The organism is Humidisolicoccus flavus, from assembly GCF_045689595.1.
Lineage (GTDB): Bacteria > Actinomycetota > Actinomycetes > Actinomycetales > Microbacteriaceae > Humidisolicoccus > Humidisolicoccus flavus.
The window spans coordinates 177,907-200,753 of the sequence record NZ_CP142724.1 but is presented as its reverse complement, the minus strand read 5'-3'; the positions used below and the strand labels follow the sequence as shown (position 1 = coordinate 200,753).

Below are 22,847 nucleotides of genomic sequence, written 5' to 3'. Positions count from 1 at the left end.
GGCATCGATGACACTGTTCACCATCGCACCGAGCACCGTTCGTTCGCTCTCAAAATCTGTCTCACGGCACGGCGTGACGTTGACCGCACTCGCGCGAGCAGCCGCGAAACGGTTCGGAGATCGCACGGCGTACATCGCCCCCTCGCTCTCCGATTCGGACGCTGCCAGACAGGGTGATTCAGACAACCGCCCGGTGCACTGGTCGTACAAGGAACTCTGGAATCGTGCGGAGGCACTCGCACTCGGCATCTACCTCGGCAAGCTCGCGGGCCCGAAGCAACTGATCGTCGTCGCCGCTGAGGGCGCAGCACTGCCGATCAGCATCATCGCCGCCGGACGACTCGGACTCGACTGCATGCCGCTGAATCCCCGTGCGTACATGCCAGAGGATCTCATCGGAATCGTGCCGAGCACCGCGCTCGTCATTTACGACGGTGAAAAGCCGCAGTGGCATCACGGTCCCTCGCTCTCCGCAAAAGAGGTCTTCGACATTTCTCACTGCGAGGGATCGGGTCTCGGCCGCTCTGCACGCCGAGGACGCCTCATCCTGCTCACGAGCGCGATGACGGGAACGCCGACGCCGCATGTGCGCCGGACGCTCTCAGTGAAGTCACTCATGCAACTCGCCGGGCTGCACCGTTCGATCGGCATCGCAGTGAGCGACACGGTGATCGGATTCACTCCCCTGCATCATGGGCATGGATTGCAGTTGTTCGCAGCGTCGCTCCTGACGGGAGCAACACTGATTTCTGCGCCGCACCTGAGCGCCGAGGACCGACTTTCGCTCATGCGCTCCGCCGGCGCGACGGTCGCGAGTGGACTCCCGCAGCAATTCGAGAAACTCGTCGAGCACCTCGAGCGCACCGGCGAGAGCGCTCCCCCGCTGCGCCGCATCGTCTGCGGTTCGGAATCACTGTCCACGGAACTCGCGGGGCGAGTCGAAAACGCCTGGGGCAAGGTCATCGTGAACTGCTACGGCACCGCTGAGACCGGGACTGTCGCGGTGGCTGTTCCAGAACTCCTCGCGAAGTTCCCCGGCACCGTCGGGGTGCCCCTCCCGGGCGTCGATGTCGGCATCGTCGGAAATCGGGGTCGAGCCGATGGTGAAGGTCGCATCTGGATTCGCGCGCTCGGCACCTCCGTTATCACCGACGATCGCGGTCGCTGGGAAGACGGTCGGCTCTACATCACCGGTCACTACAACGATGCGGGCACCGTGCTCGATCGACCTGAAACGCTGCACACGAACTCCTGAGTTCATGGGCATCGCGCCCCGAGCTCTGGCGTTGGTGCCGAAGGATTCGTCGGGCTTTGCGCCCTAGCCGACCAGTTGCTGCACGAACACGTGCGGAGTGAACCCGGTGAGGTCGTTGATTCCTTCACCCTGCCCGATCAGCTTGATCGGGATACCCGTTTTCTCCTGCACCGCAAGCACGAAGCCACCCTTCGCACTGCCGTCGAGTTTCGTGATGACGAGCCCCGTGACGCCCGCGTGCTCAATGAAGGCTTGCGCCTGCGAAACTCCGTTCTGGCCTGTGGTTGCATCGAGCACGAGCAGCACCTCAGCGATCGGCGACTGCTTTTCGACAACACGCCGGATCTTGCCGAGCTCGTCCATGAGCCCGCCCTTGGTTTGCAAACGGCCTGCAGTGTCGATCACGCACATCGCGATCTGCTGGTCTTTTGCAGTCTGCACGGTCTGGAACGCGACCGAGGCCGGGTCCTGCCCGTGCGAGAGAGGCCTGACGATCTTCGCTCCCGCTCGCTCGGCCCAGGTCGCAAGCTGATCGACTGCCGCAGCACGGAAGGTGTCCGCGGCACCGACCACGACGCTCTGTCCATGGTTGGCGAGGAAGTAGGCGAATTTTCCGATGGTCGTCGTCTTTCCGACGCCGTTCACGCCGACGACCAGGATCACCGCGGGGCGCTCCTTCAGCGAGAGCGTCGGATCGTACTGTGCGAAGCGCTCTTCAAGGCGTTCGCGAAGCATTCGCTTCAGATCCTTCGGGTCATCCGTGCGGTAACGATCGACGTCGGCTCGCAGCGCCTCAAGGAGCTGATCGGTAATGTCGGGACCGAAATCGGCCGTGATGAGCGCCGTCTCGAGGTCGTCCCAAGTGTCTTCGGTGATGGTCTCCCGCTGGAACATTCCTCGGAGCGCGCTTTGAATCGACCACTTCTCTGCCATACGTCCATGTTAGGAGCCTTTGGCACAGTATGCTTTCCCAGACGAAGGGGAGTATCCCGAAACGTCGCGATCGTCATCACGGTGCCCAGACCACAATTTGGGCCCCGGTCGCGGCGGCATTGCACAGTCACACGTGCACTGTGGGAGAGACGTTCGCCAACCATTCATCGTTGACGAGAAAGCCTCCCATTTATGGAAATCCCTCTTTGGTTTGAAGTCGGTTCGCTGTCGCTGCTGCTGCTGATTCTCATTGCCGACCTCTGCCTCATCATTTGGCGTCCGCATGTTCCTTCCATGAAGGAATCAGCGCTCTGGGTTGGCTTTTATGTCACCCTCGCCCTGATCTTCGCGCTGTGCCTGTTCTTGATCGGCGACTCGCAACACGCCGGGGAGTTCATCGCCGGTTGGTTGACCGAATATTCGCTCTCGATCGACAACCTCTTCGTGTTCGTCATCATCATGACGAGCTTCGCGGTCCCCCGTGAGCAGCAGCAACGCGTGCTCATGGTCGGCATCATCATCGCCCTCATCCTGCGCGGTGCCTTCATCCTCGTCGGCGCAGCCGTCATCGAGAACTTCTCCTGGATCTTCTACATCTTCGGCGCCTGGCTGATCTACACGGCTGCAAAGCAGGCGTTTCCCGGCGATCACGACAGTGAAGGTCAGGACAACGCCTTCGTTCGCTTCTTGAAGAAGCGCATCGCGATCTCCGACCACTACGACGGCGGCAAGATTCGCACCGTCATCAACGGCAAGAAGTTCTGGACCCCGATGCTCATGGTGTTCATCGCCATCGGTACGACAGACCTCCTGTTCGCGATCGACTCGATCCCCGCGATCTTCGGAATCACGCAGAACCCGTTCCTCGTGTTCGCGGCAAACCTCTTCGCGCTCATGGGACTTCGCCAGCTGTACTTCCTCCTCGGAGGCCTGCTCGACAAGCTCGTCTACCTCCACTACGGCATCGCGTTCATCCTCGCGTTCATCGGTGTGAAGCTCGTCTTCCACGCCATGCACGTCAACGAGCTCCCGTTCATCAACGGCGGCGAACCGATCCTGTGGGCTCCCGAGATCTCCACGTGGACGTCGCTCATCGTGATCGTCTCCGCGATGATCGTCGCGACCGTCGCCTCGCTCGTGAAGCTGCGTGCGACCCGCGAAGAACTCAAGTACGGCCCTGCTGGCGCCGAACTCGGCGACGACGGCAAGTACCACATCGTCGATCAGCTCGGAAACACCTTCGTCCGCCCCGTGCGCGTTGAACGCGGTCACGCTGGCGACGCCGTCGTGATCGACGCGCAGGGCGAACGCGCTCCTGTCGAGAGCTTCGACAACGAACTGCTGCGCAAGGTCATCCGCGAGCAGATCGAGAACGGTGAAGAGATCGGTGAGGTGGCACGCGAAGAAGCTGAGCGTGTCGTCCGTGATCGCGAAACCGGCAACGGCAACCTCGGCTAGACCGACAAAGAGAAGCCCCGCGGGAACGCTGCAGCGTTCCCACGGGGCTTTCTTTTTGGCTTCGGATTACGGGCGCACAGGCTTCCTCAGGCGTTGCACGTCTTCGTGGTGCGGCGGTTAGACCGGCTCCACGCGGCGCGTGCGCTGGCCGACCACGGCGGAGACACCATCGCGGCGCATGGAGACCCCGTACAGGGCATCTGCGATTTCCATGGTCCGCTTCTGGTGCGTGATCACGATGAGCTGACTCGACTCACGCAACTGTTCGAAGATGGTGAGGAGCCGGCCGAGGTTCGCATCATCGAGCGCCGCCTCGACTTCGTCCATGATGTAGAACGGGCTGGGGCGGGCCCGGAAGATTGCAACCATCAGCGCCACCGCGGCCAGCGAGCGTTCCCCGCCAGAGAGCAGCGAGAGACGGTCGATCTTCTTTCCCGCTGGTCGAACGGCAACCTCCACGCCCGTTTCGAGAAGGTTCTCCGGGTCGGTCAGTGCGAGACTTCCCGAACCGCCCGGGAAGAGCACCGGGAAGACCTCGGCGAATGCCGCCTTCGTGTCTTCGAAGGCGTCGGCGAAGATGTCTCGCATCCGCTCATCGAGGTCCGCGATGATCTGTTCGAGATCTTTTCGAGTGTTCACGAGATCCTGCAGCTGCTCGGTCAAGAACTTGTGCCGCTGTTCGAGCGCTGCGAACTCCTCGAGAGCGAGCGGATTCACGCGACCGAGGCGCGCCATCTTCCGCTCCGCAGCCGTCAATCGCTGTTGCTGCGCAGCACGATCGAATTCTTCATCCGGTGAGTACTCTGCGATCAAGACCTGCTCGTCGAGCCCCAGCTCGGCGCCCGCGCGCTCGAGCAGACCAGACAGGTGCAGCTTCTTCTCGTAGCTCTCCATCTCCAACACGTGCACACCCTCGGTGAGCTCGTGCAGTCGATCCCGGAGCGAACCCTCCTCGCGACGCAGCTTTCCGAGCTGCTCGCTGTTCGCACGACGTGCAACTTCTTTTTCCGCGAGCGAGACGCGGGCTTCATCGACAGAGATTCGGAGCGCATCGAGCACCGCCGGGAGCGCTTCCGCGACGCTCTCCGCGGCCTCCCGCTGTCGTCGGCGCAGGGCCGCTCGTTTCGCTTGCTGCTCGGCAAGCACATGCTGCGCAGCCAGTTCGCGGGCCAGAGAAGCCGCGCGCTCGCGCTCGAGACGAATCCGCTCGCGTGCGGTTTCAAGGTCGATCCGCTGCTCGGTTTCGGCAGCCCGAGCGGAGTCGAGGTCGGCGACCAATTGATCACGCTGTGAGGCGTCGAGCATCGGTCGAGGCTTCGCCCCGAAGTCGGCGAGCGCACGCTCCGCCGCGTCGACCGTCCCCCGAGCTCGGTCGACATTGGATTTCGCTTCCGCGAGCGCCTGAATCGAACGCTCATGTTCAGCGACCGCAGACTCGAGACGTGTGCGAATTCGGCTTCGTTCCTCGCCTCGCTGTGCACTCGCCGCGTCGTGAGCGCGCAACGTTTCGAGCGCGGCCGTCGAACGCGATTTCGCGGCATCGTGGTCGCTGCGCGCCCGCTCGAGTTCGGTTGCTGCTCGTGTGAGTTCGCCTTCGACCTCGCTGAGCCGGACGGCGGCCGCATCGCGCTCGGCGAGCAGTTCGAGGCGGCTCTGTGAATCACTCTCGCCACCGGTGAGCAGGTACTCGGTCATGATGTCGCCGTTTTTCGTGACGATCACGGCCGTGGAACTCGCATCCGCCGAGAGCGCCTCACGAACAGTGATCGCCGTAGAAAGAGAATCGACGATGAGCGTTTGGCTGAGGATTCCGAGAATTCCGTCGGGAGCATCGACGACGTCGGTGGCACGCACCGCACCGGCCGGCGCTGCAATCGCGGTTCCCGCGGGAGCTGCCGCTGCAATGACGACATCGACACGACCGAGGCTGTGCTGATGAGCGTGCTCAACCGCTGCAACCGCAGCTGCGCGCGCCGAAGCGAGCACCGCCTCACCGAGCGTGCCGAGTGCCGCGGCAATCGAGCGTTCGTACCCAGGACGAACAGTGACGTGGTCTGCGACGAGGCCATCGACTCCGTCCAGGTTTGCGTCGACGATGTCGCCCGAAGCATTCGAGTTCGCGAGTGCGGCCCCGAAGGCGCTCACTTTTGCCGAGAGTGCTCCTCGTTCACGCTCGAACTCGTGTACTGCATCGCGCGCCCGCTCCACGACCCCACTCAATGAGGCAACAGCCGCGTCGGCATCGTGGTACTGCTGCGAGAGCGCGTCAGAACCCTCTGACTCCGTTTCCTCGCCCAAGAGCTGCGCCGCCTCTTCCGCTTCGCGCAAACGCACTGAGGCGTGCTCGACGGCTGCTTCGCGGCGTTCGAGTTCTCGTTCCAGCGCGGTCAGCGTTGACCGCGCAACATCAACCTTTGAACGATGCGCGGCCGCCTCGAGGTCGTGTTTCGACACGAGTGCGCTTTGCGCCTGAATCTCCTCGTCGAGCGAATCGAGCACGGAGCGTGCTGCTCGCACCGCCTCACCGGCCGCGACGACGCCCTGCTGTGCGGTATCGAGTTGTTCAGCGAAGGCATGCGCGGCGGCTTCTGCCTCGTCCACCATCGCCTGCGTGATGAGACGCTCAGTACCGACGGGAACATCGTCGTCTGCCAGCAAACCGACGCGCTGCGTGGCGAGGTTCGAGAGCGCCTGCAGCCGTGCTTGTTCACGTTCGAGCGCGTTGCTGATGCGCCTCGCGCGATCGACCTCATCGCCCACCATCGACTCCTCGATGCGGGTGGCACGAAGCGCCGCCTGATCGAGTTGTTCTTGCAGGACGATGCGCTGCGATTTCCGCTCCGACTCATTTCGAGCAGCGTTCGCCAAATGCGCGCGGAGCTGCACGACCTCAGCCGCGAAGAGACGCGCCTTCGCGTCGCGGACTTCGGACTGGATCGACTGCGCTTCCTTCGCGATCTCGGCCTGCTGTCCCAGAGGTTTCAGCTGGCGCCGGATTTCACCTGCGAGGTCTGAGAGGCGCGTGAGATTCGCCTGCATGGCATCGAGCTTCCGGAGCGTCTTCTCCTTGCGCCGGCGGTGCTTCAAGATGCCCGCTGCCTCTTCGATATACCCGCGCCGGTCGCTCGGAGTCGCCTGGAGCACACCATCGAGTTGCCCTTGACCGACGATGACATGCATCTCTCGTCCGAGACCGGAGTCGCTGAGGAGTTCCTGCACGTCGAGAAGCCGAGCGGTCTCGCCGTTGATCGCGTACTCGCTCCCGCCATTTCGGAACAGGGTGCGACGGATCGACACTTCGGCGTACTCGATCGGCAGCGCTCCATCGCTGTTGTCGATCGTGAGTTCGACTTGCGCGCGACCCAGCGGACCTGTCGTCGCTGTGCCCGCGAAGATGACGTCTTCCATTTTGCCGCCGCGAAGCGTTTTCGCGCCCTGCTCCCCCATCACCCATGCAAGCGCATCGACGACGTTCGACTTGCCGGAACCGTTCGGTCCGACAACGCAGGTCACACCCGGTTCGAATTGAAAGGTCGTTGCATGCGCGAACGATTTGAATCCCTTGATCGTGAGGGTCTTCAGATACATAGGCGTCTTCCGGGTCTACTCTGGCGGTCCTGCCTGCGCAGGTACTGCTAACGGTAGCGGCTCACCACCGAAAATCCGGGCATTATTGCGTGCGCTCGTGTGAAGACTGTAGTCTGCAAGGCTGTTCGCGCCCGAGCAGCGCTTGACACGGCCTGCACACTGCAGCCCAAGCCCCCTCTGCTATTGAAAGCCACCCCATGAGCGCGATCACCGTAGCCGTCCTCCGCGGACCGAAAGCTCCAGAAGCTACAGACCCTGACACCCTGCTCTGGCGAGCATTCATCGACATGAGAAACGCCTGCACGACAGCATTCTGGAACGGTGATCGCACGCACGAGTTCACCCACCAGGAAGCCTTCGCGACATGGAGCAATCAGCACGATGAAAAACTCCTCCTCATCGCCGCACTCGACGGTGACCAGGTGGTCGGCGGTGCCGTGGTCACACTCGGCATCACGGAACAAACTTCCGCGGCGTCCGTAGAGGTGAGCGTGCTCCCCGAGCATCGCCGACGAGGTGTCGCAACAGCACTTGCCACCGCCATCGAAACGATCGTCCGCTCCGAGCACCGCACGTTGCTGCAGGCTTGGGTCGATCACGCCGCGGGCTCTGGCGAGCAACTGGAATCACCAACCGGATTCGGCAGCATTCCCGCGTCGAACCCTGAAGTCGCGTTTCTGCAGAAGCACGGTTTCGCGCTCGAGCAGATCGAACGGATGTCGTCGCTCAACCCTGTGACCGCCGAGCCCTCGCTCGAGGCGCACCTTGCCGAGGCCATCGCGGCATCGTCTCCCAGATATGCAGTGCAGACCTGGTCAGGGTCGACTCCGAGCGAACATCTTGCCGGCCTCGCCGCCTTGCACGCGCGCATGGTGACCGATGCGCCGAGTGCCGGCCTCGAATTCGACGAAGAGGAGTGGGATCCCGCCCGAGTCGAACGCTACGAAAATGCACAGATCGCAGGGGGCCGCCTCCCGCTGCGCTCAGTCGCGATCGATACGCAAACGGGCGACATCGTCGCGTTCTCCACCATCGTGATCCCAGAGCTTCGCACCCGCCCGAGCTACCAACACGACACTCTCGTTCATGCGGACCACCGTGGTGCGAGACTTGGATTGCTCGTCAAAACAGCCAACCTGCTCGCGCTTCGAACCCTCGCGCCCGAGTGCTCGCAGGTATTGACGTGGAATGCTGAGGAGAACAGGCCGATGCTGCGCGTCAACGAAGCACTCGGCTTCGAGGCGATCGGGTACGAAGGTGCCTGGCAGCGACGACTGCAGTAATCACGCGAATACTGCAGCGTTGTTTGGCCCAACCGATGGAGAATTTCTTGCTCATTCAGCTCACCCTTCCCTCCTCGCTTGAGGAGACCGGGAACGAACACGTGCAGGATTTTCTCGGGATGATCGCGGTGCGGAACGCGGTTGCGAACGAGCGCATTCCTGACGGAAGCGACACGTACTCGGCGGCAGAGATGTTCGCCTCGTGGAGCCAGCCGGGTGACACGAGCGTCGGGTTCGTCGTGAAAATCGATGGCGAGTATGTGGCGCGCGCAGCGTATTGGACCGCTCGGGTCGAATCACCCAGCAATGCTTGGACGAGCATCGAGGTGCTCCCCGCGGTTCGACGTCAGGGAATCGGTTCGGCACTCCTGCAGGCTGTCTTGGACTACGCGGCGCAGCAGGGTGTAGAGACGGTCGGCACGCACACCACCTCTCCCCCGCTCGAACACTCGTCAACGACGGGATCGCAACACCGGGGGGACGTTCCGCCCGAACTCTTCGTCGCGTCGAACGGGCAGGGTCGCATCGCCGCGACCGCGCCCGCGCAGTTCTTTCACCACCGGGGATTCGCGCTCGAACAGGTGGTCGTGCGCAGTTCACTCGCGCTGCCGAACACAATCGATGCGACGACCGTCGAGCAGCATTCGTCACACGCGACCGACTACGACATCGAAACCTGGGAAGCACCGAGCCCGGAATCGGTCCGCGCTGAACTCGCGGTACTCAAGCAACGCATGTCGTCCGACGCACCGAACGGTGGAATCGCAATCGATGAGGATCCCTGGGACGAGGCTCGAATCGCAGATGCGGAGCAGGGAATCCTGCGAGGCGGTCGCCGTTTGCTGATTTCAGCGGCGCGGCATCGAGCGAGCAATCATCTCGTCGCGTTCTCCGAGCTGGTCATCCCGGAAGAACTCGACCGCACCGTCGCGCAGGAGGACACGCTGGTGCTGCAGGAACACCGGGGCCACCGACTCGGTTTCCTTGTGAAGGCGGCAAACCTCGCCGCGCTCGAACAGCGCGCACCGGGGCATCCTGCCGTCACGACGTACAACGCTGCTGAAAACGCGCCGATGCTCGCGGTCAACGCGAAACTCGGGTTCAAGCCCGTCGACGATGAGGGCGTCTGGCAGTACCGCTTTCCATCTCCCACCACACGCCAGCACGAAGGAGACACCGAATGACGAACGAGGCCACACCATCGCAGGTCGCCGAAGCGCTCGCTTCGCTCCGCCACTGGCGTTCGATCGGCGGTACTCCTCCGCTCGGGTATCGACGTCGACAGCTTGAAGCGCTTCAGCGAATGATGCGAGAGAACACCTCGGTATTCGAGGCCACACTCGCGAGCGATCTCGGCAAGAGCGCGATTGAAGCGACCGTCACAGAACTCGGCGGAGTGATCAGCGAAGCAGAGCACGCGGCCAGCCGGCTGCGGTACTGGGCCGCGCCGAAGCGGCAATCGGTCACAGCTGCGCTCCTTCCCGCGAGCGCGAGCATTCAACCGGAACCACGAGGCGTTTCGCTCATCATGTCGCCGTGGAACTATCCGGTGCTCCTCACACTGTCACCGCTGATCGGCGCAATCGCAGCAGGATGCTCCGCGATCGTGAAGCCGAGCGAACTCGCGCCGGCGACCAGCGCAGCGCTTGCGACATTGATCCCGCAGTACCTCGACCCGAAACTCGTCACCGTCGTCGAAGGCGATGCAGAGACGGCGCGAGCGTTGCTCGAGCTGCAATTCGACCTCATCTTCTACACCGGCAATGGCGTCGTGGGCCGCAAAATCGCCTCGGCCGCTGCACAGCATCTCACGCCGACCGTGCTCGAGTTGGGTGGGAAATCACCGAACTACATCCACCGGAGCGCGAACGTGCGGGTGGCCGCACGACGGATAGCCTGGGCCAAATTCGTCAACGCCGGGCAAACCTGCATCGCTCCCGACTACGTTGTGGTCGACGCCGAAGTTGCGGGCGAGTTCCACGACGAACTCGCCCTCGCGATCGAGTCGATGTTCGGCTCCGACGCGCAGCGGAGCGACGACTTCGGGCGAATCGTGAACGAGCGCCATTTCGACCGCCTGTCAGCGCTCCTCGAGAACGCATCGCTCGTGCTCGGCGGCCAGTCCGACAAGGAGGACCTCTTCATCAGCCCGACGGTGCTGAGCAATGTCTCCGCGAGCGATCCAGTCATGCAGGAAGAGATCTTCGGACCGATCCTGCCCGTCATCGAAGTCGACTCCGTCGCTTCAGCCATCGAGACGATCAATTTGCACCCCACGCCATTGACCATGTCGATCTACACGGCTGATGACTCAGTGACCGAGACAGTCGTGGCGGCGACGCAGAGCGGCTCCGTGTGCGTCAACTTCGCGCTCGCGCACATGCAGATCGCGGATCTGCCCTTCGGCGGCATTGGCGAAAGCGGCTATGGCTCATCGCGCGGCAAGAACTCCTTCAAGGCGTTCAGCCACTACCGGCCGATTGTGAAGAAGTCGACCTTCCCGGACACGCTCCGCCTGCTCTACCCGCCATTCTCGGCGGACCGTGAGCGGCTGCTCCGGAAGATCGTTTCGCCCTAACTCGAGCGATTCACGACGTTTCGATCTGGCCGATCGGTTCACGCTTCTCGGCCTGGAATGCGTCTTCGATACGACCGCGCGCCCAATACGCGGAAATCGACAGATTGCGCTTTTCGACCCCGCGCTCGGCGAAGATCTTGCGCACCTGCTTGATGCTCTCGCGCTCACCGTGTGCGAACACCTGCGGGGTGCCCGGCAACCATTCCAGAGCGTTCAGCTCACCAGGCAGTGCATCGGCGGGAATGCCCTCATGGAAGACCCAGCGAACCTCGATACCTGCGGGCGCGGTCACCGAGACTTTGTCGCCCTCACCGGAGACCGCAATGATCGCGACGCCCTTCGCCTCTGACGGCATCGACTCCAGCGAGGAGGCAATCGCCGGTATCGCGGAATCGTCGCCCACGAGCAAATGCCAATCGGATTCGGCACTCGGCAGGTACCCGCCGCCAGCGCCCGTGACCACGAGCTCATCGCCCGGTTTTGCTCCGGCCGCCCATGGGCCGGCAACACCCTCGGTGCCATGTACGACGAAGTCGATCGCGATCTGCTGCTGCGCCTGGTCGACCCAACGGACGGTGTACGTGCGCCGCGCGGGCAACTGCTCGGGCTGCTCCGCACGAATCTCTGCAAGATCGTAGGGCGGGCGAAGCGTCGAACCGAGCGGCGGAATCAACACCTTGACGTACTTGTCGGAAAACTCGTTGTCGTTGAAGTGCTCGAACCCCGGGCCCCCAGCGACCACTCGGATGAGGTGCTCGCTCACCCACTCGGTGCGGACGACCTGCAGAATTGCCTGCGATCGCACGGGCTTCTTCACTTTCGGTTCTTTTGATTCGCTCACCGTACGAGCCTAACCGCGAGGAATCAGAGCCGTCGACTGTTGTTCCTACTGGGCGGGCGTTTATGCTCAGCGCATGACCTTTGCAAACGTTGGATCCCTCGGAGTGCTCCCCGGTAAGCGCGAGGAACTCATTGCAATTCTGACCCGGCACAATCCAGCGCTCGTCGACAGCGGCTGTCTGCTCTACGAAGTCGGTTCGAACGACGATGAACCCGAAACCGTGTTCGTCGCGGAGCTCTGGGAATCCGCTGAGGCGCACCAGGCGTCCTTGCAACTCGACACCGTACGTTCCGCAATCGCCGAGGCAATGCCTCTGCTCTCCGGCGAAATGGGCGGCTTCCGGTTCAAGGTGTTCGGGTCCCCGCTTCAGCCTTAGTCATGTCTGAATGAGGACACCGGGGCGCGCTCGGGAGCGATCTCTGGGAGCCGATAGGAGATTGTGACGCGTCCGGTCACCTCATCGAGTGCAACGTCGGCATCGACCTCATACACCTGCTTGATGAGCGCTGCCGTGAGCACCTCGTGTGGGGCACCCGCCGCGACGACTCTTCCGTGATCCAACACGATGACGGTGCTGCAGAACATTGCCGCGAGGCCCAGATCATGGAGCGCGACGATGCTTGTGACATCGAGCGTCGTCACGAGGTGCAGCAGGTCGAGCTGGTGTCGAATATCAAGGTGGTTCGTCGGCTCGTCCATGAGGAGGTCTTGCGGTTCCTGCGCCAGCGCCCGAGCAATGTGCGCTCGTTGACGCTCACCTCCAGAGAGCGACCGCCACGGGCGGCGTGCCTTGTCGCTCAGCGCCACTCGTGCGAGCGCCCGCACAATCACGGCTTCATCACCATCGGTGGAGGTTCCCCAAAGATTTCGGTGCGGGGTTCGGCCGAGCCGCACGACGTCGTACACCGAAATGTCGGTGTCGGTATCGGCATGCTGTGTGACCGATGCGACTCGGCGGGCGACATCGCGACGACCGAGCCGTTGAATGTCCTCACCGTCGAGTGAAACGACGCCCGAATCAGGCTTGGCAGCCGCTTGCAGGAGCCGAAGGAGTGACGACTTTCCCGAGCCATTCGGCCCAAGGAGGCCCACCGTCTCACCTTCGCGGGGCTGCACCGTGACCCCATCAACCACGAGTGTGCCGCCACGGCGCCACGACACCCGGTCCGCATGCAATGTCACGATCGGCGGCCCTTTCTCACAAGCAGCATCACGAACACCGGCACGCCGACCAGTGCCGTCCCGACGCCAACGGGAAGCGGGGACGGGGCGAAGGCGACGCGCGACATGGCGTCGACCCACACCATGAAGATCGCGCCAAGGATCGCCGTCGCGGGGATCATTCGAGCATGACGCTGGCCGAATATGAGTCGCGCCACGTGCGGCATGACGAGTCCGACGAACCCGATCGCGCCGGCCACACTCACGAGCGTTGCAGTGAGCAGCGCGGTCAAGATGAGCAGGACAACTCGCGTTCGGGCGACATGGATGCCGAGCGAGGCAGCAACTTCATCACCGAAGGCGAATGCGTCGAGAGACCGCAAGTACAGCAGTGCGATGACGATACCGATTCCCGTCACGGCGCCAGTGAGTGCAACGTCGTCCCACCGCATTCCTTCGAGCGAACCGAGTAACCAGAACATGACGCCGCGTGCTTCGTCAGAGTCGGCATAGGCGAAGATCACCAACGACGTGATCGCAGAAAACAGCTGCGTGCTCGCCACCCCTGCCAACACGATGCTCCCCCGACCCGCATTTGCGTATCTCGCGAGAAGCAGGACCAGTCCGAACGCGACCAATGCCCCGAGGAAAGCTCCTCCCGACAGCCCGATGGCGGTGCCACCGAGCCCGAGCACTCCAATGAGCACGGCGCCCGTCGATGCGCCGGAAGACACCCCGAGGATGAACGGGTCAGCAAGAGGGTTGCGCAATAAGGACTGCAGAATTGCGCCGCTCAAGCCAAGCCCCGCCCCGCACGCTGCCGCGACGAGTGCTCTCGGGAGCCGCTCCTGCCACACGATTGCGTCTTCTGAGACTCTGACCGTGATGTCGGTCAATCCGAGGTGGTTCGTGATGATGTCTCGGACATTCACGAGCGACACGTCTGCTGGCCCGAGGGTCATTGCAACACCCAATGAAGCGAAGAAAATGAACACGCCGAGCAGCGAGAAGCCGAGCACCTGCAGCAATCGGAATGAGGACTTCGCTCGTACTGGAAGCGCGGAACCCTGCACCTGCGGATGCTCCGGCAAGGCGCTCGCGGCGGTGAGCGGGTTGCTACTCACCGCTCGCGCACCCAGGGTTCTCCTGCACCCACGCTTGAATTTTCTCCAGGCCATCCACGTAGCGAATGGAGGGATTCATCTCGGCACCGTGCAGCGAGATGAAGCACTCGTTCTGCACGGCATCGAGCGTGCTCGTCAACGGATCGCTGCTCAGGAATTCGACTTTGTCGTCAAGGCGGTCTCCTGGGAAGCGATCTCGTTGCAAGTCTCCCAAGACGATGATGTGCGGGTTCTCGGCAACGAATGACTCCCACCCGACAGCAGGCCAGTCATCGGGAAGTTCGGCGAAGACATTCTGCATGCCCGTGAGCGTCGCCAACAATGACGCCGAGCCGAGGCCGCCGGCAATGTACGGCGTCCGCGTGTCTGCGAACCAAAACGCCACTGTTTGGCCCTCAAGATCAACGCTTTCCAAAGCCGCATCGCTTCGCGCTTCGAGCTGATCGATGAGCGCTTCGCCTCGTTCCGGAACATCGAAAATTGCAGCCAGTTCGTGAATCTCCTGATACAGCGCCTCAAGCGTGAGCGCAGTGGTGCGGGTATTTCCTGCGTTGATGCTCAAGCCCCCTTCGCAGTCGGTGGGCGAAAGGTAGGAGGTGATTCCGGTCTCGGTGAGTCGCTGTCGAGACGCAACGCCACCCTCCGCTTTGAAATGGCGACCGAAGGAAGCGGTCACGAAATCCGGATCAGTATCGAGCAATACTTCGTAGGTGGGGGCCTCGTTCGAAAGCCGTGGCACCTGCTCGTTGGCCGTGGCGAGCGAGTCGAGCACCGGGTCGGTCCAAGAAGCAGTGCCAACCATTCGGTCTTCAAGCCCAAGCGACAGGAGGATCTCGGTCGAGTTCTGGTCGAGCGAAACGACTCGCTCCGGCGTTCGTTCAAAGGTGATCTCTTCGCCACAGTTCTCGATCGTCAAGGGATACGTCGTCTTGCCTTCACCCTGCGCCGCGGCCGCAGGCTCCTCGACGATCTCTGAGGCACCGCATCCTGTCAGCATGATCGCGCTGACGCTGATCATGGCAATTCCCGCCCACCGCTGTGTTCCGCGCATGTCCGTCACACTTTCTCTTCATCTCGAACGAGCAAACGAAGTAAGGGTACCCTTACTTTCTATGTTCGGATGACACGAGCGTTCCCGCGATTGCGAGGGGGAATGGGCGCCGCCGCCGGCCTCAGCGCTTCTTCTGGCACTTCGGGCAGCGATGCGAGGAACGATTCGCCCACTGTTCCCGCACGATCAGCGTGGCGCACCTCGGGCACGGCTTCCCCTGCTGGCCGTAGGCGTTCAGGCTGTGCGAGAAATATCCGGAGTTCCCGTTGACGTTGACGTACTGCGCGTCGAATGAGGTGCCGCCCTCAGCGAGTGCTTTCTCCAGGACGAGTCGAACTTGGTCGAGCAGTTCGAACGCCTTCTTCTTGGAGACACGATTGACCGGCGTGAGGTAGTGCAGTCGCGCAGCCCAGAGCGCTTCGTCCGCATAAATGTTGCCGATGCCGGAGATGAGCCCCTGATCGAGAATCGCTGACTTGATGCCGCGAGTGCCACGGCGGAGACGCTCAACAAACGCTTCGTCGTCGAACAACGGGTCGAGCGGATCGCGCGCGATGTGGAGGACGTGTTCTGGAACACCGTCGACCAGCGGTGCGACCGTCACCGAACCAAAGATGCGTTGGTCGTCGAAGTGCACGGCGAGTGTTCGCAGTGCGGGGTTCACGAGTTCCGGGTCGCTACCTCGATCGATTTCGAAGCGAATCCGTGTATGCGAGCGAGGCGCAGCACCGCTTTCACGAAGGAGCACCTGTCCGCTCATCCCGAGATGAATCCCGAGCGCCGTGTTGGTCTCGCGAATGGGAATCCACAAGAACTTACCGCGACGCTCGGGTGCCTCGAGCATCGCACCAGTGAGTCTGGCCTCGAAATCCTGCACGCCTTGCTCGTGCCGAGCAACGGATCGCACGTCGAGCACTTCAACGCTCGAAATCGTTGCTCCCGTGACCGCAGGGAGCAAGCCGAGACGAACGACCTCCACCTCGGGAAGCTCAGGCATTACTTGCCGTCGTTCGTGCTCTGCGCGGCCTTCGATTTTCGACCGGCGTCAGAGGTTTCGATCGCTCGGCCCTGGGTCCACGCGTCGAGTGCTGCCGCCATCTCGGCGACTTTCTTGCTCGATCCATCGCCGCGGCCAGTGATCTCGCCGAGCTGCACCGTCGCCGAGAAGTGGCGCTTGTGGTCTGGGCCGGAGCCGGTCACCTCATAGGTGGGCTGACTGAATCCGAGGCGCGCTGCGAGTTCTTGGAGATCGGTTTTCGGATCGAGCGAGGCCCCGCTCTGCGCGGACTCGTCGATCAAGGGTGCGACGAGTCGCAAGACGAGATCACGAGCGGCTTCTGGGCCGGCCGACAAGAACGCGGCACCGAAGACCGCCTCCATCGTGTCGGCCAAGATCGATGCCTTCTCACGGCCACCAGTCTGCTCTTCGCCGCGGCCGAGACGAATGGAGTCGCCGAGTCCGAGCCTGCGCGCGACCTCCGCGAGGGCAACCGTCGAGACGACACTTGCGCGTCGCTTCGCGAGTTCACCCTCGTCAAGGGTCGGGAAACGGCGGTACAGCTCAGTCGTAATCGCAAGCCCCAGCACACTGTCGCCAAGAAACTCGAGCCGTTCGTTCGAAGCGATACGACCGTTTTCGTAGGCGAAGGACCGATGTGTCAGGGCCAACACCAGAAGCTCGGGGTCGATATCGACCCCGAGCTTCTCGTGTAAAGCAGCGGTGTTCATCGGATCGAGATCCAAATCACTCACCGAGTTCTTAGACGTCAGCGACCTTGCGGCCCTTGTACTCCATGAACAGTGCGGTGCCTGCGGAGTCTTCAACAACCTTCGCGCGGTGCGGAAGGCTGTAGGTCACCCGACCGTCGCTTTCAATCGTCTTCACGAGTGTTGGCGCGGTGGCTTTCCACTGTGAACGGCGGGCGTGCGTGTTTGCACGCGACTTCTTCCTCTTGGGAACAGCCATAGCTCTTCTTCTTCCTTCTAACGCCTAAGCGTCATCGTGTTTGCGAAAACCCTCGAGCGCAGCCCATCTCGGATCGATGGACGACTCTGGTTCCCACTCCTGCCCGGGCGCAAGCTTCTCCCCAGATTCTGGGTTGAGTCCTGCGCAATCCGGGCGGCAGACCGGTTGGAACGGCAGTGCAAGCACTACCGCATCTCTGACTACGGGTTCGAGGTCGACGTGATCGTCGTCTACGCCATAGTCGAAATCCTCCGTAAGAGAATACGCGAAAAGTTCGGTGAAATCGACCTGAACGTCAAGTTCGAAGTCTGTGAGGCATCGACTGCACTCCGCGAGGGCCACTGTCGAGGCTTCACCGGAGACCAAAATGCCTTCGTGCACACTCTCAATTCGCCCGGAAAGCTGCACTGCTGCACCTTCTGGGATTACCGCGAGACCCTCACCGAGTTTTCCTGGCCAGGGCGCGCTCAAGTCGAGTTCGCGCATGTCGCCTGCACGGCGCATGATGTCGCGAACACTGATATCAAATGGGGAACTGTGATGATGAGCCACGCAACTAGCCTACCCGGATGCGGCGACATCCCCACGATTGCCACGGATTCCGGATCAACGAAGAACCGCCGATTTTCGCAGGTTCATGCATAGGATTCGTCCATGAAGAACCTTTGTCGTTCGGTCGCGCGATGACGCGCCTCCGCCCAGGCGGCGCGCTCCCCCTCGCGCTGATCGGTTGGCTCGCGTTCGTGGAGATCACGAGCGGGATTCTGCAGGGGTATTACGTCACGATCACCACCGAGATCGCCCGCAACCTCAACATCAACGATGCGGACGTCAACTGGTTCGAAGCGGGCAACCTCCTCGTCAGCGCCCTCGTCGTTCCCGTGCTCGCGAAACTCGGCGACATGTACGGTCATAAAAAAATCCTGCTGATCTCGACCGCCGTCACCGCTGGCGCGAGTTGGTGGATGGCGTTCTCCGGCGATTTCTGGAGCTATCTGATCGCCTTTTCGCTCCAAGGATTCTTCAGCGTCTGGCTTCCGCTCGAAATCGCACTGATCTTCGATCGCGGTCGTCGTCGTGGCAGCCTCCCGAGCACGACACGCCGTGCGGCCGGCCTCCTCGTTGTTGCGTTGCAGGCTGGCGCAATCATCGGCGCGCTCGGCGCGGCCCAGGCCTACCGGCTCTTCGATGGTGCGATGACCGCCACACTCGTTGTGCCAGCGGTCGCAGTGTCCCTTGCGTTCTTCGCAATTCTCTTCGGTGTCGAAGAGTCGAAGCCACTGCCTGGCCGAACCCTTGATTCGTTCGGTTTCGTCCTGCTCGCGTTCTCTCTCATGACGATTACCTCTGGCCTGACCTTCCTGAAGCTCTCCGGCGCAGGTGCATGGTGGGCGTGGCTGCTCATTGCATTCGGCTTCGCGCTGCTGGTTCCCTTCGGCCGCTGGGTGCTCGGTCGGAAAGACCCGGCGATCGACCTCAAAGTCATGAGGAAGCCGACCATGTGGCCGGTCCAGGCGACCGCCGCACTCGTTGGCGTCAGCTTGCTGGGAGCGCAGGCCCCACTCGCGACCTTCGCCGGCACCGACCCTGGAACGTACGGCTACGGTCTCGGGCTCGACGCAGGTGGGCGCTCGATCCTGATCGGCGTGTATCTGCTGACTTTGATCGTGGGGGCTAGCCTGCTCGCGATCCTGTCGAGACGTGTCAAGCCGCGTTTGCTCCTGATCGTGAGCGCCGGACTCGTCGGCACCGGGTACTCGCTCCTCACGCTCCTGCATGACGAGGTTTGGCAGGTGTTCCTGTGCATGGGTGTCGCCGGTCTCGGCTGCGGCGCACTCGTGGGTGCACTGCCCGCCGCAGCGGCTGCCGCCGCGCCGCTCGGTCAAACCGGCATTGCCGCAGGACTCACGAACACCACGAAGACCATCGGTGGCTCCTTCGCTTCGAGCACCTTCGCGATTGTCCTCGCCGCAGGAGCGGTCGGTACGGCAGCGAGCATGACGGGCTACATCAGCGTCTGGCTCGTCTGCGGCATCACCGCGTTTGCCGCGATGGTGCTGTTGTTCTTCGTGCCAAAACTGGCATTCGCGGACGAGACCGCAGGCCCGCCAGCAACGAGTTCGATCAACGAACTCAACTTGAAGATCTAGTGGTTACGCACTCGGTTTTGGAACGAGTGGTCCGCGGTGCACCATCCAGGGGTGCGTCTGGGCCACCGGCTTCACGATGAGCTGATCGATCGAGATATGACCGGGCAGCGCGAGCACGGTGGACACGACCTCCGCGACATCCTCGGCACTCAGTGGATCCTGCACGTCCTTGTAGACCGCGTCCGCCTTCTCCTGGTCGCCGTGGAAGCGGACGAGTGAGAACTCTTCCGTGTGCACCATCCCTGGTGCGATCTCCATGACCCGAATGGGCTCGCCGCTGAGCTCCAGTCGCAGCACCTCGCTGAGCGCGTGCTCTGCAGCTTTCGCGGCGTTGTAGCCGGCTCCACCCGCGTAGGGCACGGTCGCTGCGATGGAGGTGACCGTCACGATGTCGGCATAGCCGCCGTCCCGAACGGCATCGCGCAACACGGGCAGCGTCGCCGCGACAACCCGCTTCGTCGCGAGCACATTGATGTCGAACATCTGTTGCCACTCGTCGAGTGATCCCGCTTCGACCGAGTCGGCGCCAAGTGCGCCACCCGCGACATTGACGAGGCTCGTGATCCCGAACTCGCGTGCGCGCTCCGCGAGCGCCTCCACGTGTTCCTGGTTCGTCAGATCAGCAGCGAACACCTCGCACCCGGTGGCCGCCTGCAGGGCCTCGAGTCGATCTGCGCGGCGAGCGGTCGCGAGCACGCTCCACCCGCGATCGACTGCCGCACGCACGCAGGCGTGACCGATTCCACTGGAGGCACCCGTGACGAGGATTCGTTTTGTCATATCCCCATTTTGGGCCACGAAGCATCTCGCGAACGATTCTCTGACTTTGGATGACATGATTACTCGCGTGAGCGAGGTCAACACAGCATCGAAGGCGCCGCAGTCGAAACCGCGACAGCCCTTCTGGGATAACGCCCGTTGGATCGCCATGGCGCTCGTCGTCATCGGACACATCGTGCAGCCGATGGCGCTGCACGAGAACAACGCGCTGGTCGTCTACCTGCTCATTTACGCGTTCCACATGCCGCTGTTCGCGCTCGTCAGCGGCTACTTCACGACCGCGGAGCCGGGTGCACGAAAGTATCTTGCCGTCATCAGCGACCTGCTCGTGCCCTACGCTGTGTTCTCGACGATCTGGGCCATTGCAAAGTGGGCCTACGGCGGCTTCTCGAGCTTCACGCTCGATTATTCGACCGCCTCCTGGACGCTCTGGTTCCTCCTCGCACTCGCGTTTTTCAGGATCGCGCTGCCCGTGATCGCGATGCTCCGGTATCCTCTCCTGCTCACCGTTGTCTTCGCCCTGGTCGTCGGGTTCTGGAGCGACGTCGATCAGACCTTCTCGCTCGCCAGGACGCTGCAGATGCTGCCCTTCTTCGTGCTCGGCTGGAAGCTCAAGCAGACCTCGATCATTCCCAACTGGCTCGAACGCGAACGAGTTGGCGGCATTCGGGCCATCGCGGTCTCCATCTTCGGCCTCGCGATCGTCGCACTCATCGTGTTCGACGAGTTCTGGCGAACCATGCGATTGCGCCATTGGCTCTTCATGGACCGCACGTACGACGATCTCGAGACGACCGGCGCCTGGTTCGATCCTGTAATCCGTCTCGCGATCATGCTCGTCACCGCGCTTTTGATCGCCGCGGCGCTCGCGCTCATCCCCCGCCGGAAGACCTTCTTCAGCGAGTGGGGCTCGGCCACGATGACCATTTATCTCCTGCACACCTTCGTGCTCTACGTGCCACGACAGAACGGGCTCATCGAAGACGGCGCGACCTCGTGGTGGTGGCTGCCGATCTTGGTCGTGATCGGCTTCGCGATCACCGTCGTCCTCAGCCTTCCAATCGTGCGAACGCTCACCGACTGGATCGTCGCTCCGAAGACGCCGTGGTTGTACGTGCGCTCGAACCAGAGCGAGAAATAGTCCGAAGCAGCACGTATTACGTACTGTTTCGCGACCGGTATACAAGGCTTCGCTCGCTCCTTACGGTGGAACCAACTCGCCAGCATCCGCAGGCGCTGAGGGAAGGTACCCCATGTCACACGAATGGAAATTCGAAACCAAGCAGGTGCACTCGGGCGCGCAGCCTGACCCAGCAACCAACGCGCGAGCAACGCCGATCTACCGCACCACCTCCTATGTGTTCAACAGCACGGAGCACGCGGCCAACCTCTTCGGCCTCGCGGAGTTCGGCAACATCTACACGCGCCTCATGAACCCGACCACTGACGTCGTCGAGCAGCGCCTTGCCGCACTCGAAGGCGGCACGGGCGCTCTCCTCGTCGCAAGCGGTCAGGCTGCGGAGTCGTACGCGATCCTGAACATCGCCAGCGCTGGTGACCACATCGTCTCCTCGACCTCCATCTACGGCGGCACGTACAACCTCTTCAAATACTCGCTCGCGAAGCTCGGTATCGAAGTGAGCTTCGTCGAAGACCAGAACAACCCTGAGGCGTGGCAGCGGGCGGTTCGTCCGAATACGAAACTGTTCTTCGCAGAGACGATCGGCAACCCGAAGATCAACATTCTCGATATCGAGGCGGTCGCAAATGTGGCGCACGCGAACGGCGTCCCGTTGATCGTCGATAACACCATCGCGACGCCGTACCTGATTCGGCCGTTCGAGCACGGCGCCGACATCGTCGTGCACTCGGCGACGAAGTTCATCGGCGGACACGGCACGGTCATCGGCGGCGCGATCATCGATGGGGGAACCTTCAAATGGTCTGACTCGGACAAGTTCCCCGGACTCACGACGCCGGATCCCAGCTACCACGGCGCGGTCTTCACCGAAGCGGTCGGTAACGAAATCGCGTACATCATCAAAGCGCGAGTGCAGCTGCTCCGAGACTTCGGCGCCTCAATTTCGCCTGACAGCGCATGGCAACTCATCCAGGGCCTCGAAACCCTCAGCCTGCGCATCGAGCGCCACGTCGAGAATACGAAGAAGGTCGCGGCCTTCCTCGAAGCACACGAGGACGTCACGAGTGTGAACTACGCGAGCCTCGATTCGAGCCCCTCGAAGCAGCTTGCCGACAAGTACGCTCCTTATGGCGCTGGCGCGGTCCTGTCGTTCGAACTGCGCGGCGGCGTTGCCGCTGGTCGAGCACTTGTGGAGAACCTGCAGCTCTTCAGCCACCTCGCGAACATCGGTGATGTCCGTTCGCTCGTGATCCACCCGGCTTCGACGACGCACTCACAGCTCACCCCAGAGCAGCAGCTCACCACTGGAGTCACGCCGGGTCTCGTTCGCCTCTCGATCGGCATCGAGAACATCGACGACCTCCTTGCAGACCTGCAGGCAGGCCTTGCGATCGCAAGCGCGACCGCCTCGGTGACGGCTTCCTGACGAAGGAGGACGCTCGCGGGTTGCGACGCTGCGCCGAGACTGCTCCCGCGGTCTCGGCACAGGCTGACCTCGGCACAGGCGCGCCTCGGCACAGGCGCGCCTCGACACAGGC

General features: G+C 62.5%; 19 protein-coding genes and 1 pseudogene. 9 read left to right on the top strand and 11 right to left on the bottom strand.

Annotation, left to right across the window (positions count from 1 at the left end):
- Positions 1–7: 7 nt before the first annotated feature.
- Positions 8–1,255 carry an AMP-binding protein gene (locus U2H20_RS00925; protein ID WP_430592654.1) on the top strand — a complete coding sequence of 416 codons (1,248 nt, stop codon included), beginning with the start codon at positions 8–10 and terminating at the stop codon, positions 1,253–1,255.
- A gap of 63 nt (positions 1,256–1,318) precedes the next feature.
- Here the strand turns inward: U2H20_RS00925 and ftsY are convergent, their stop codons facing one another.
- Positions 1,319–2,188 (bottom strand): signal recognition particle-docking protein FtsY, encoded by an 870-nt coding sequence (ftsY, locus tag U2H20_RS00920; RefSeq protein ID WP_430592653.1) that lies wholly within the window; start codon positions 2,186–2,188, stop codon positions 1,319–1,321.
- Positions 2,189–2,380: 192 nt separating this feature from the next.
- On the opposite strand from ftsY, the pseudogene U2H20_RS00915 reads away from it, so the two are divergent.
- A pseudogene (locus U2H20_RS00915) lies at positions 2,381–3,358 on the top strand (TerC family protein); the annotation flags it as partial.
- A gap of 405 nt (positions 3,359–3,763) precedes the next feature.
- On the opposite strand, the gene smc reads toward U2H20_RS00915, so the two are convergent.
- Entirely contained in the window at positions 3,764–7,234 is a 3,471-nt protein-coding gene (gene smc / locus U2H20_RS00910) for a chromosome segregation protein SMC (RefSeq protein WP_430592652.1), read from the bottom strand.
- Positions 7,235–7,431: 197 nt separating this feature from the next.
- On the opposite strand from smc, the gene U2H20_RS00905 reads away from it, so the two are divergent.
- From U2H20_RS00905 to U2H20_RS00895, 3 genes are read left to right on the top strand one after another with little or no spacing between them, the layout of a single operon-like run.
- On the top strand, positions 7,432–8,517 hold the full coding sequence (locus U2H20_RS00905; RefSeq protein ID WP_430592651.1) for a GNAT family N-acetyltransferase: 1,086 nt from the start codon (positions 7,432–7,434) through the stop codon (positions 8,515–8,517).
- 47 nt (positions 8,518–8,564) lie between these two features.
- A complete protein-coding gene (locus tag U2H20_RS00900; protein ID WP_430592650.1) occupies positions 8,565–9,701 on the top strand; it encodes a GNAT family N-acetyltransferase in 1,137 nt (378 codons plus the stop codon).
- A complete protein-coding gene (locus U2H20_RS00895) occupies positions 9,698–11,095 on the top strand; it encodes an aldehyde dehydrogenase family protein (protein WP_430592649.1) in 1,398 nt (465 codons plus the stop codon). The genes U2H20_RS00900 and U2H20_RS00895 overlap by 4 nt, the downstream gene beginning before the upstream one ends.
- A gap of 10 nt (positions 11,096–11,105) precedes the next feature.
- On the opposite strand, the gene U2H20_RS00890 is transcribed toward U2H20_RS00895, so the two are convergent.
- Positions 11,106–11,936: a siderophore-interacting protein gene (locus U2H20_RS00890; RefSeq protein WP_430592648.1), complete on the bottom strand. Its 831-nt coding sequence runs from the start codon at positions 11,934–11,936 to the stop codon at positions 11,106–11,108.
- A gap of 73 nt (positions 11,937–12,009) precedes the next feature.
- Between U2H20_RS00890 and U2H20_RS00885 the strand changes: the two genes are divergently transcribed.
- The gene (locus U2H20_RS00885) at positions 12,010–12,312 is read left to right on the top strand and encodes a putative quinol monooxygenase (protein WP_430592647.1); all 303 of its coding nucleotides are present in this window, start codon (positions 12,010–12,012) and stop codon (positions 12,310–12,312) included.
- Here the strand turns inward: U2H20_RS00885 and U2H20_RS00880 are convergent.
- The 7 genes from U2H20_RS00880 to U2H20_RS00850 form a co-directional block, all read right to left on the bottom strand.
- Complete coding sequence (locus U2H20_RS00880) at positions 12,309–13,118, bottom strand: ABC transporter ATP-binding protein (RefSeq protein WP_430592646.1); 810 nt, start codon at positions 13,116–13,118, stop codon at positions 12,309–12,311. The genes U2H20_RS00885 and U2H20_RS00880 overlap by 4 nt on opposite strands.
- A complete protein-coding gene (locus U2H20_RS00875; protein ID WP_430593554.1) occupies positions 13,115–14,125 on the bottom strand; it encodes a FecCD family ABC transporter permease in 1,011 nt (336 codons plus the stop codon). Before U2H20_RS00875 ends, U2H20_RS00880 begins: the two co-directional genes overlap by 4 nt.
- An 88-nt stretch (positions 14,126–14,213) precedes the next feature.
- Positions 14,214–15,272 (bottom strand): ABC transporter substrate-binding protein, encoded by a 1,059-nt coding sequence (locus tag U2H20_RS00870; RefSeq protein WP_430593553.1) that lies wholly within the window; start codon positions 15,270–15,272, stop codon positions 14,214–14,216.
- Positions 15,273–15,393: 121 nt separating this feature from the next.
- Positions 15,394–16,269, bottom strand: a complete 876-nt coding sequence (gene mutM / locus U2H20_RS00865; RefSeq protein WP_430592645.1) for a bifunctional DNA-formamidopyrimidine glycosylase/DNA-(apurinic or apyrimidinic site) lyase — start codon at positions 16,267–16,269, stop codon at positions 15,394–15,396.
- Positions 16,269–17,000 (bottom strand): ribonuclease III, encoded by a 732-nt coding sequence (rnc, locus tag U2H20_RS00860; protein ID WP_430592644.1) that lies wholly within the window; start codon positions 16,998–17,000, stop codon positions 16,269–16,271. Before rnc ends, mutM begins: the two co-directional genes overlap by 1 nt.
- Before the next feature lie 31 nt (positions 17,001–17,031).
- Complete coding sequence (gene rpmF / locus U2H20_RS00855; RefSeq protein ID WP_430592643.1) at positions 17,032–17,238, bottom strand: 50S ribosomal protein L32; 207 nt, start codon at positions 17,236–17,238, stop codon at positions 17,032–17,034.
- Positions 17,239–17,262: 24 nt separating this feature from the next.
- Positions 17,263–17,724 carry a YceD family protein gene (locus U2H20_RS00850; protein WP_430593552.1) on the bottom strand — a complete coding sequence of 154 codons (462 nt, stop codon included), beginning with the start codon at positions 17,722–17,724 and terminating at the stop codon, positions 17,263–17,265.
- Positions 17,725–17,921: 197 nt separating this feature from the next.
- On the opposite strand from U2H20_RS00850, the gene U2H20_RS00845 reads away from it, so the two are divergent.
- Entirely contained in the window at positions 17,922–19,388 is a 1,467-nt protein-coding gene (locus U2H20_RS00845; RefSeq protein ID WP_430592642.1) for an MFS transporter, read from the top strand.
- A 3-nt stretch (positions 19,389–19,391) separates the two neighbouring features.
- On the opposite strand, the gene U2H20_RS00840 is transcribed toward U2H20_RS00845, so the two are convergent.
- On the bottom strand, positions 19,392–20,168 hold the full coding sequence (locus tag U2H20_RS00840) for an SDR family NAD(P)-dependent oxidoreductase (protein ID WP_430592641.1): 777 nt from the start codon (positions 20,166–20,168) through the stop codon (positions 19,392–19,394).
- Positions 20,169–20,223: 55 nt separating this feature from the next.
- On the opposite strand from U2H20_RS00840, the gene U2H20_RS00835 reads away from it, so the two are divergent.
- Both U2H20_RS00835 and U2H20_RS00830 read left to right on the top strand, forming a co-directional pair.
- On the top strand, positions 20,224–21,309 hold the full coding sequence (locus tag U2H20_RS00835; RefSeq protein ID WP_430592640.1) for an acyltransferase family protein: 1,086 nt from the start codon (positions 20,224–20,226) through the stop codon (positions 21,307–21,309).
- Between the two features lie 112 nt (positions 21,310–21,421).
- A complete protein-coding gene (locus U2H20_RS00830; RefSeq protein ID WP_430592639.1) occupies positions 21,422–22,735 on the top strand; it encodes a bifunctional o-acetylhomoserine/o-acetylserine sulfhydrylase in 1,314 nt (437 codons plus the stop codon).
- The last annotated feature ends 112 nt before the right edge of the window (positions 22,736–22,847 follow it).

Excerpts from the sequence above, each read along its gene's own strand:
- U2H20_RS00925 (WP_430592654.1), top strand. The coding sequence starts at position 8 with ATGACACTGTTCACCATCGCACCGAGCACCGTTCGTTCGCTCTCAAAA.
- ftsY (WP_430592653.1), bottom strand. The coding sequence starts at position 2,188 with ATGGCAGAGAAGTGGTCGATTCAAAGCGCGCTCCGAGGAATGTTCCAG.
- smc (WP_430592652.1), bottom strand. The coding sequence starts at position 7,234 with ATGTATCTGAAGACCCTCACGATCAAGGGATTCAAATCGTTCGCGCAT.
- U2H20_RS00905 (WP_430592651.1), top strand. The coding sequence starts at position 7,432 with ATGAGCGCGATCACCGTAGCCGTCCTCCGCGGACCGAAAGCTCCAGAA.
- U2H20_RS00895 (WP_430592649.1), top strand. The coding sequence starts at position 9,698 with ATGACGAACGAGGCCACACCATCGCAGGTCGCCGAAGCGCTCGCTTCG.
- U2H20_RS00885 (WP_430592647.1), top strand. The coding sequence starts at position 12,010 with ATGACCTTTGCAAACGTTGGATCCCTCGGAGTGCTCCCCGGTAAGCGC.
- U2H20_RS00870 (WP_430593553.1), bottom strand. The coding sequence starts at position 15,272 with ATGCGCGGAACACAGCGGTGGGCGGGAATTGCCATGATCAGCGTCAGC.
- mutM (WP_430592645.1), bottom strand. The coding sequence starts at position 16,269 with ATGCCTGAGCTTCCCGAGGTGGAGGTCGTTCGTCTCGGCTTGCTCCCT.
- rnc (WP_430592644.1), bottom strand. The coding sequence starts at position 17,000 with ATGAACACCGCTGCTTTACACGAGAAGCTCGGGGTCGATATCGACCCC.
- rpmF (WP_430592643.1), bottom strand. The coding sequence starts at position 17,238 with ATGGCTGTTCCCAAGAGGAAGAAGTCGCGTGCAAACACGCACGCCCGC.
- U2H20_RS00850 (WP_430593552.1), bottom strand. The coding sequence starts at position 17,724 with ATGCGCGAACTCGACTTGAGCGCGCCCTGGCCAGGAAAACTCGGTGAG.
- U2H20_RS00845 (WP_430592642.1), top strand. The coding sequence starts at position 17,922 with ATGACGCGCCTCCGCCCAGGCGGCGCGCTCCCCCTCGCGCTGATCGGT.
- U2H20_RS00840 (WP_430592641.1), bottom strand. The coding sequence starts at position 20,168 with ATGACAAAACGAATCCTCGTCACGGGTGCCTCCAGTGGAATCGGTCAC.
- U2H20_RS00835 (WP_430592640.1), top strand. The coding sequence starts at position 20,224 with ATGATTACTCGCGTGAGCGAGGTCAACACAGCATCGAAGGCGCCGCAG.
- U2H20_RS00830 (WP_430592639.1), top strand. The coding sequence starts at position 21,422 with ATGTCACACGAATGGAAATTCGAAACCAAGCAGGTGCACTCGGGCGCG.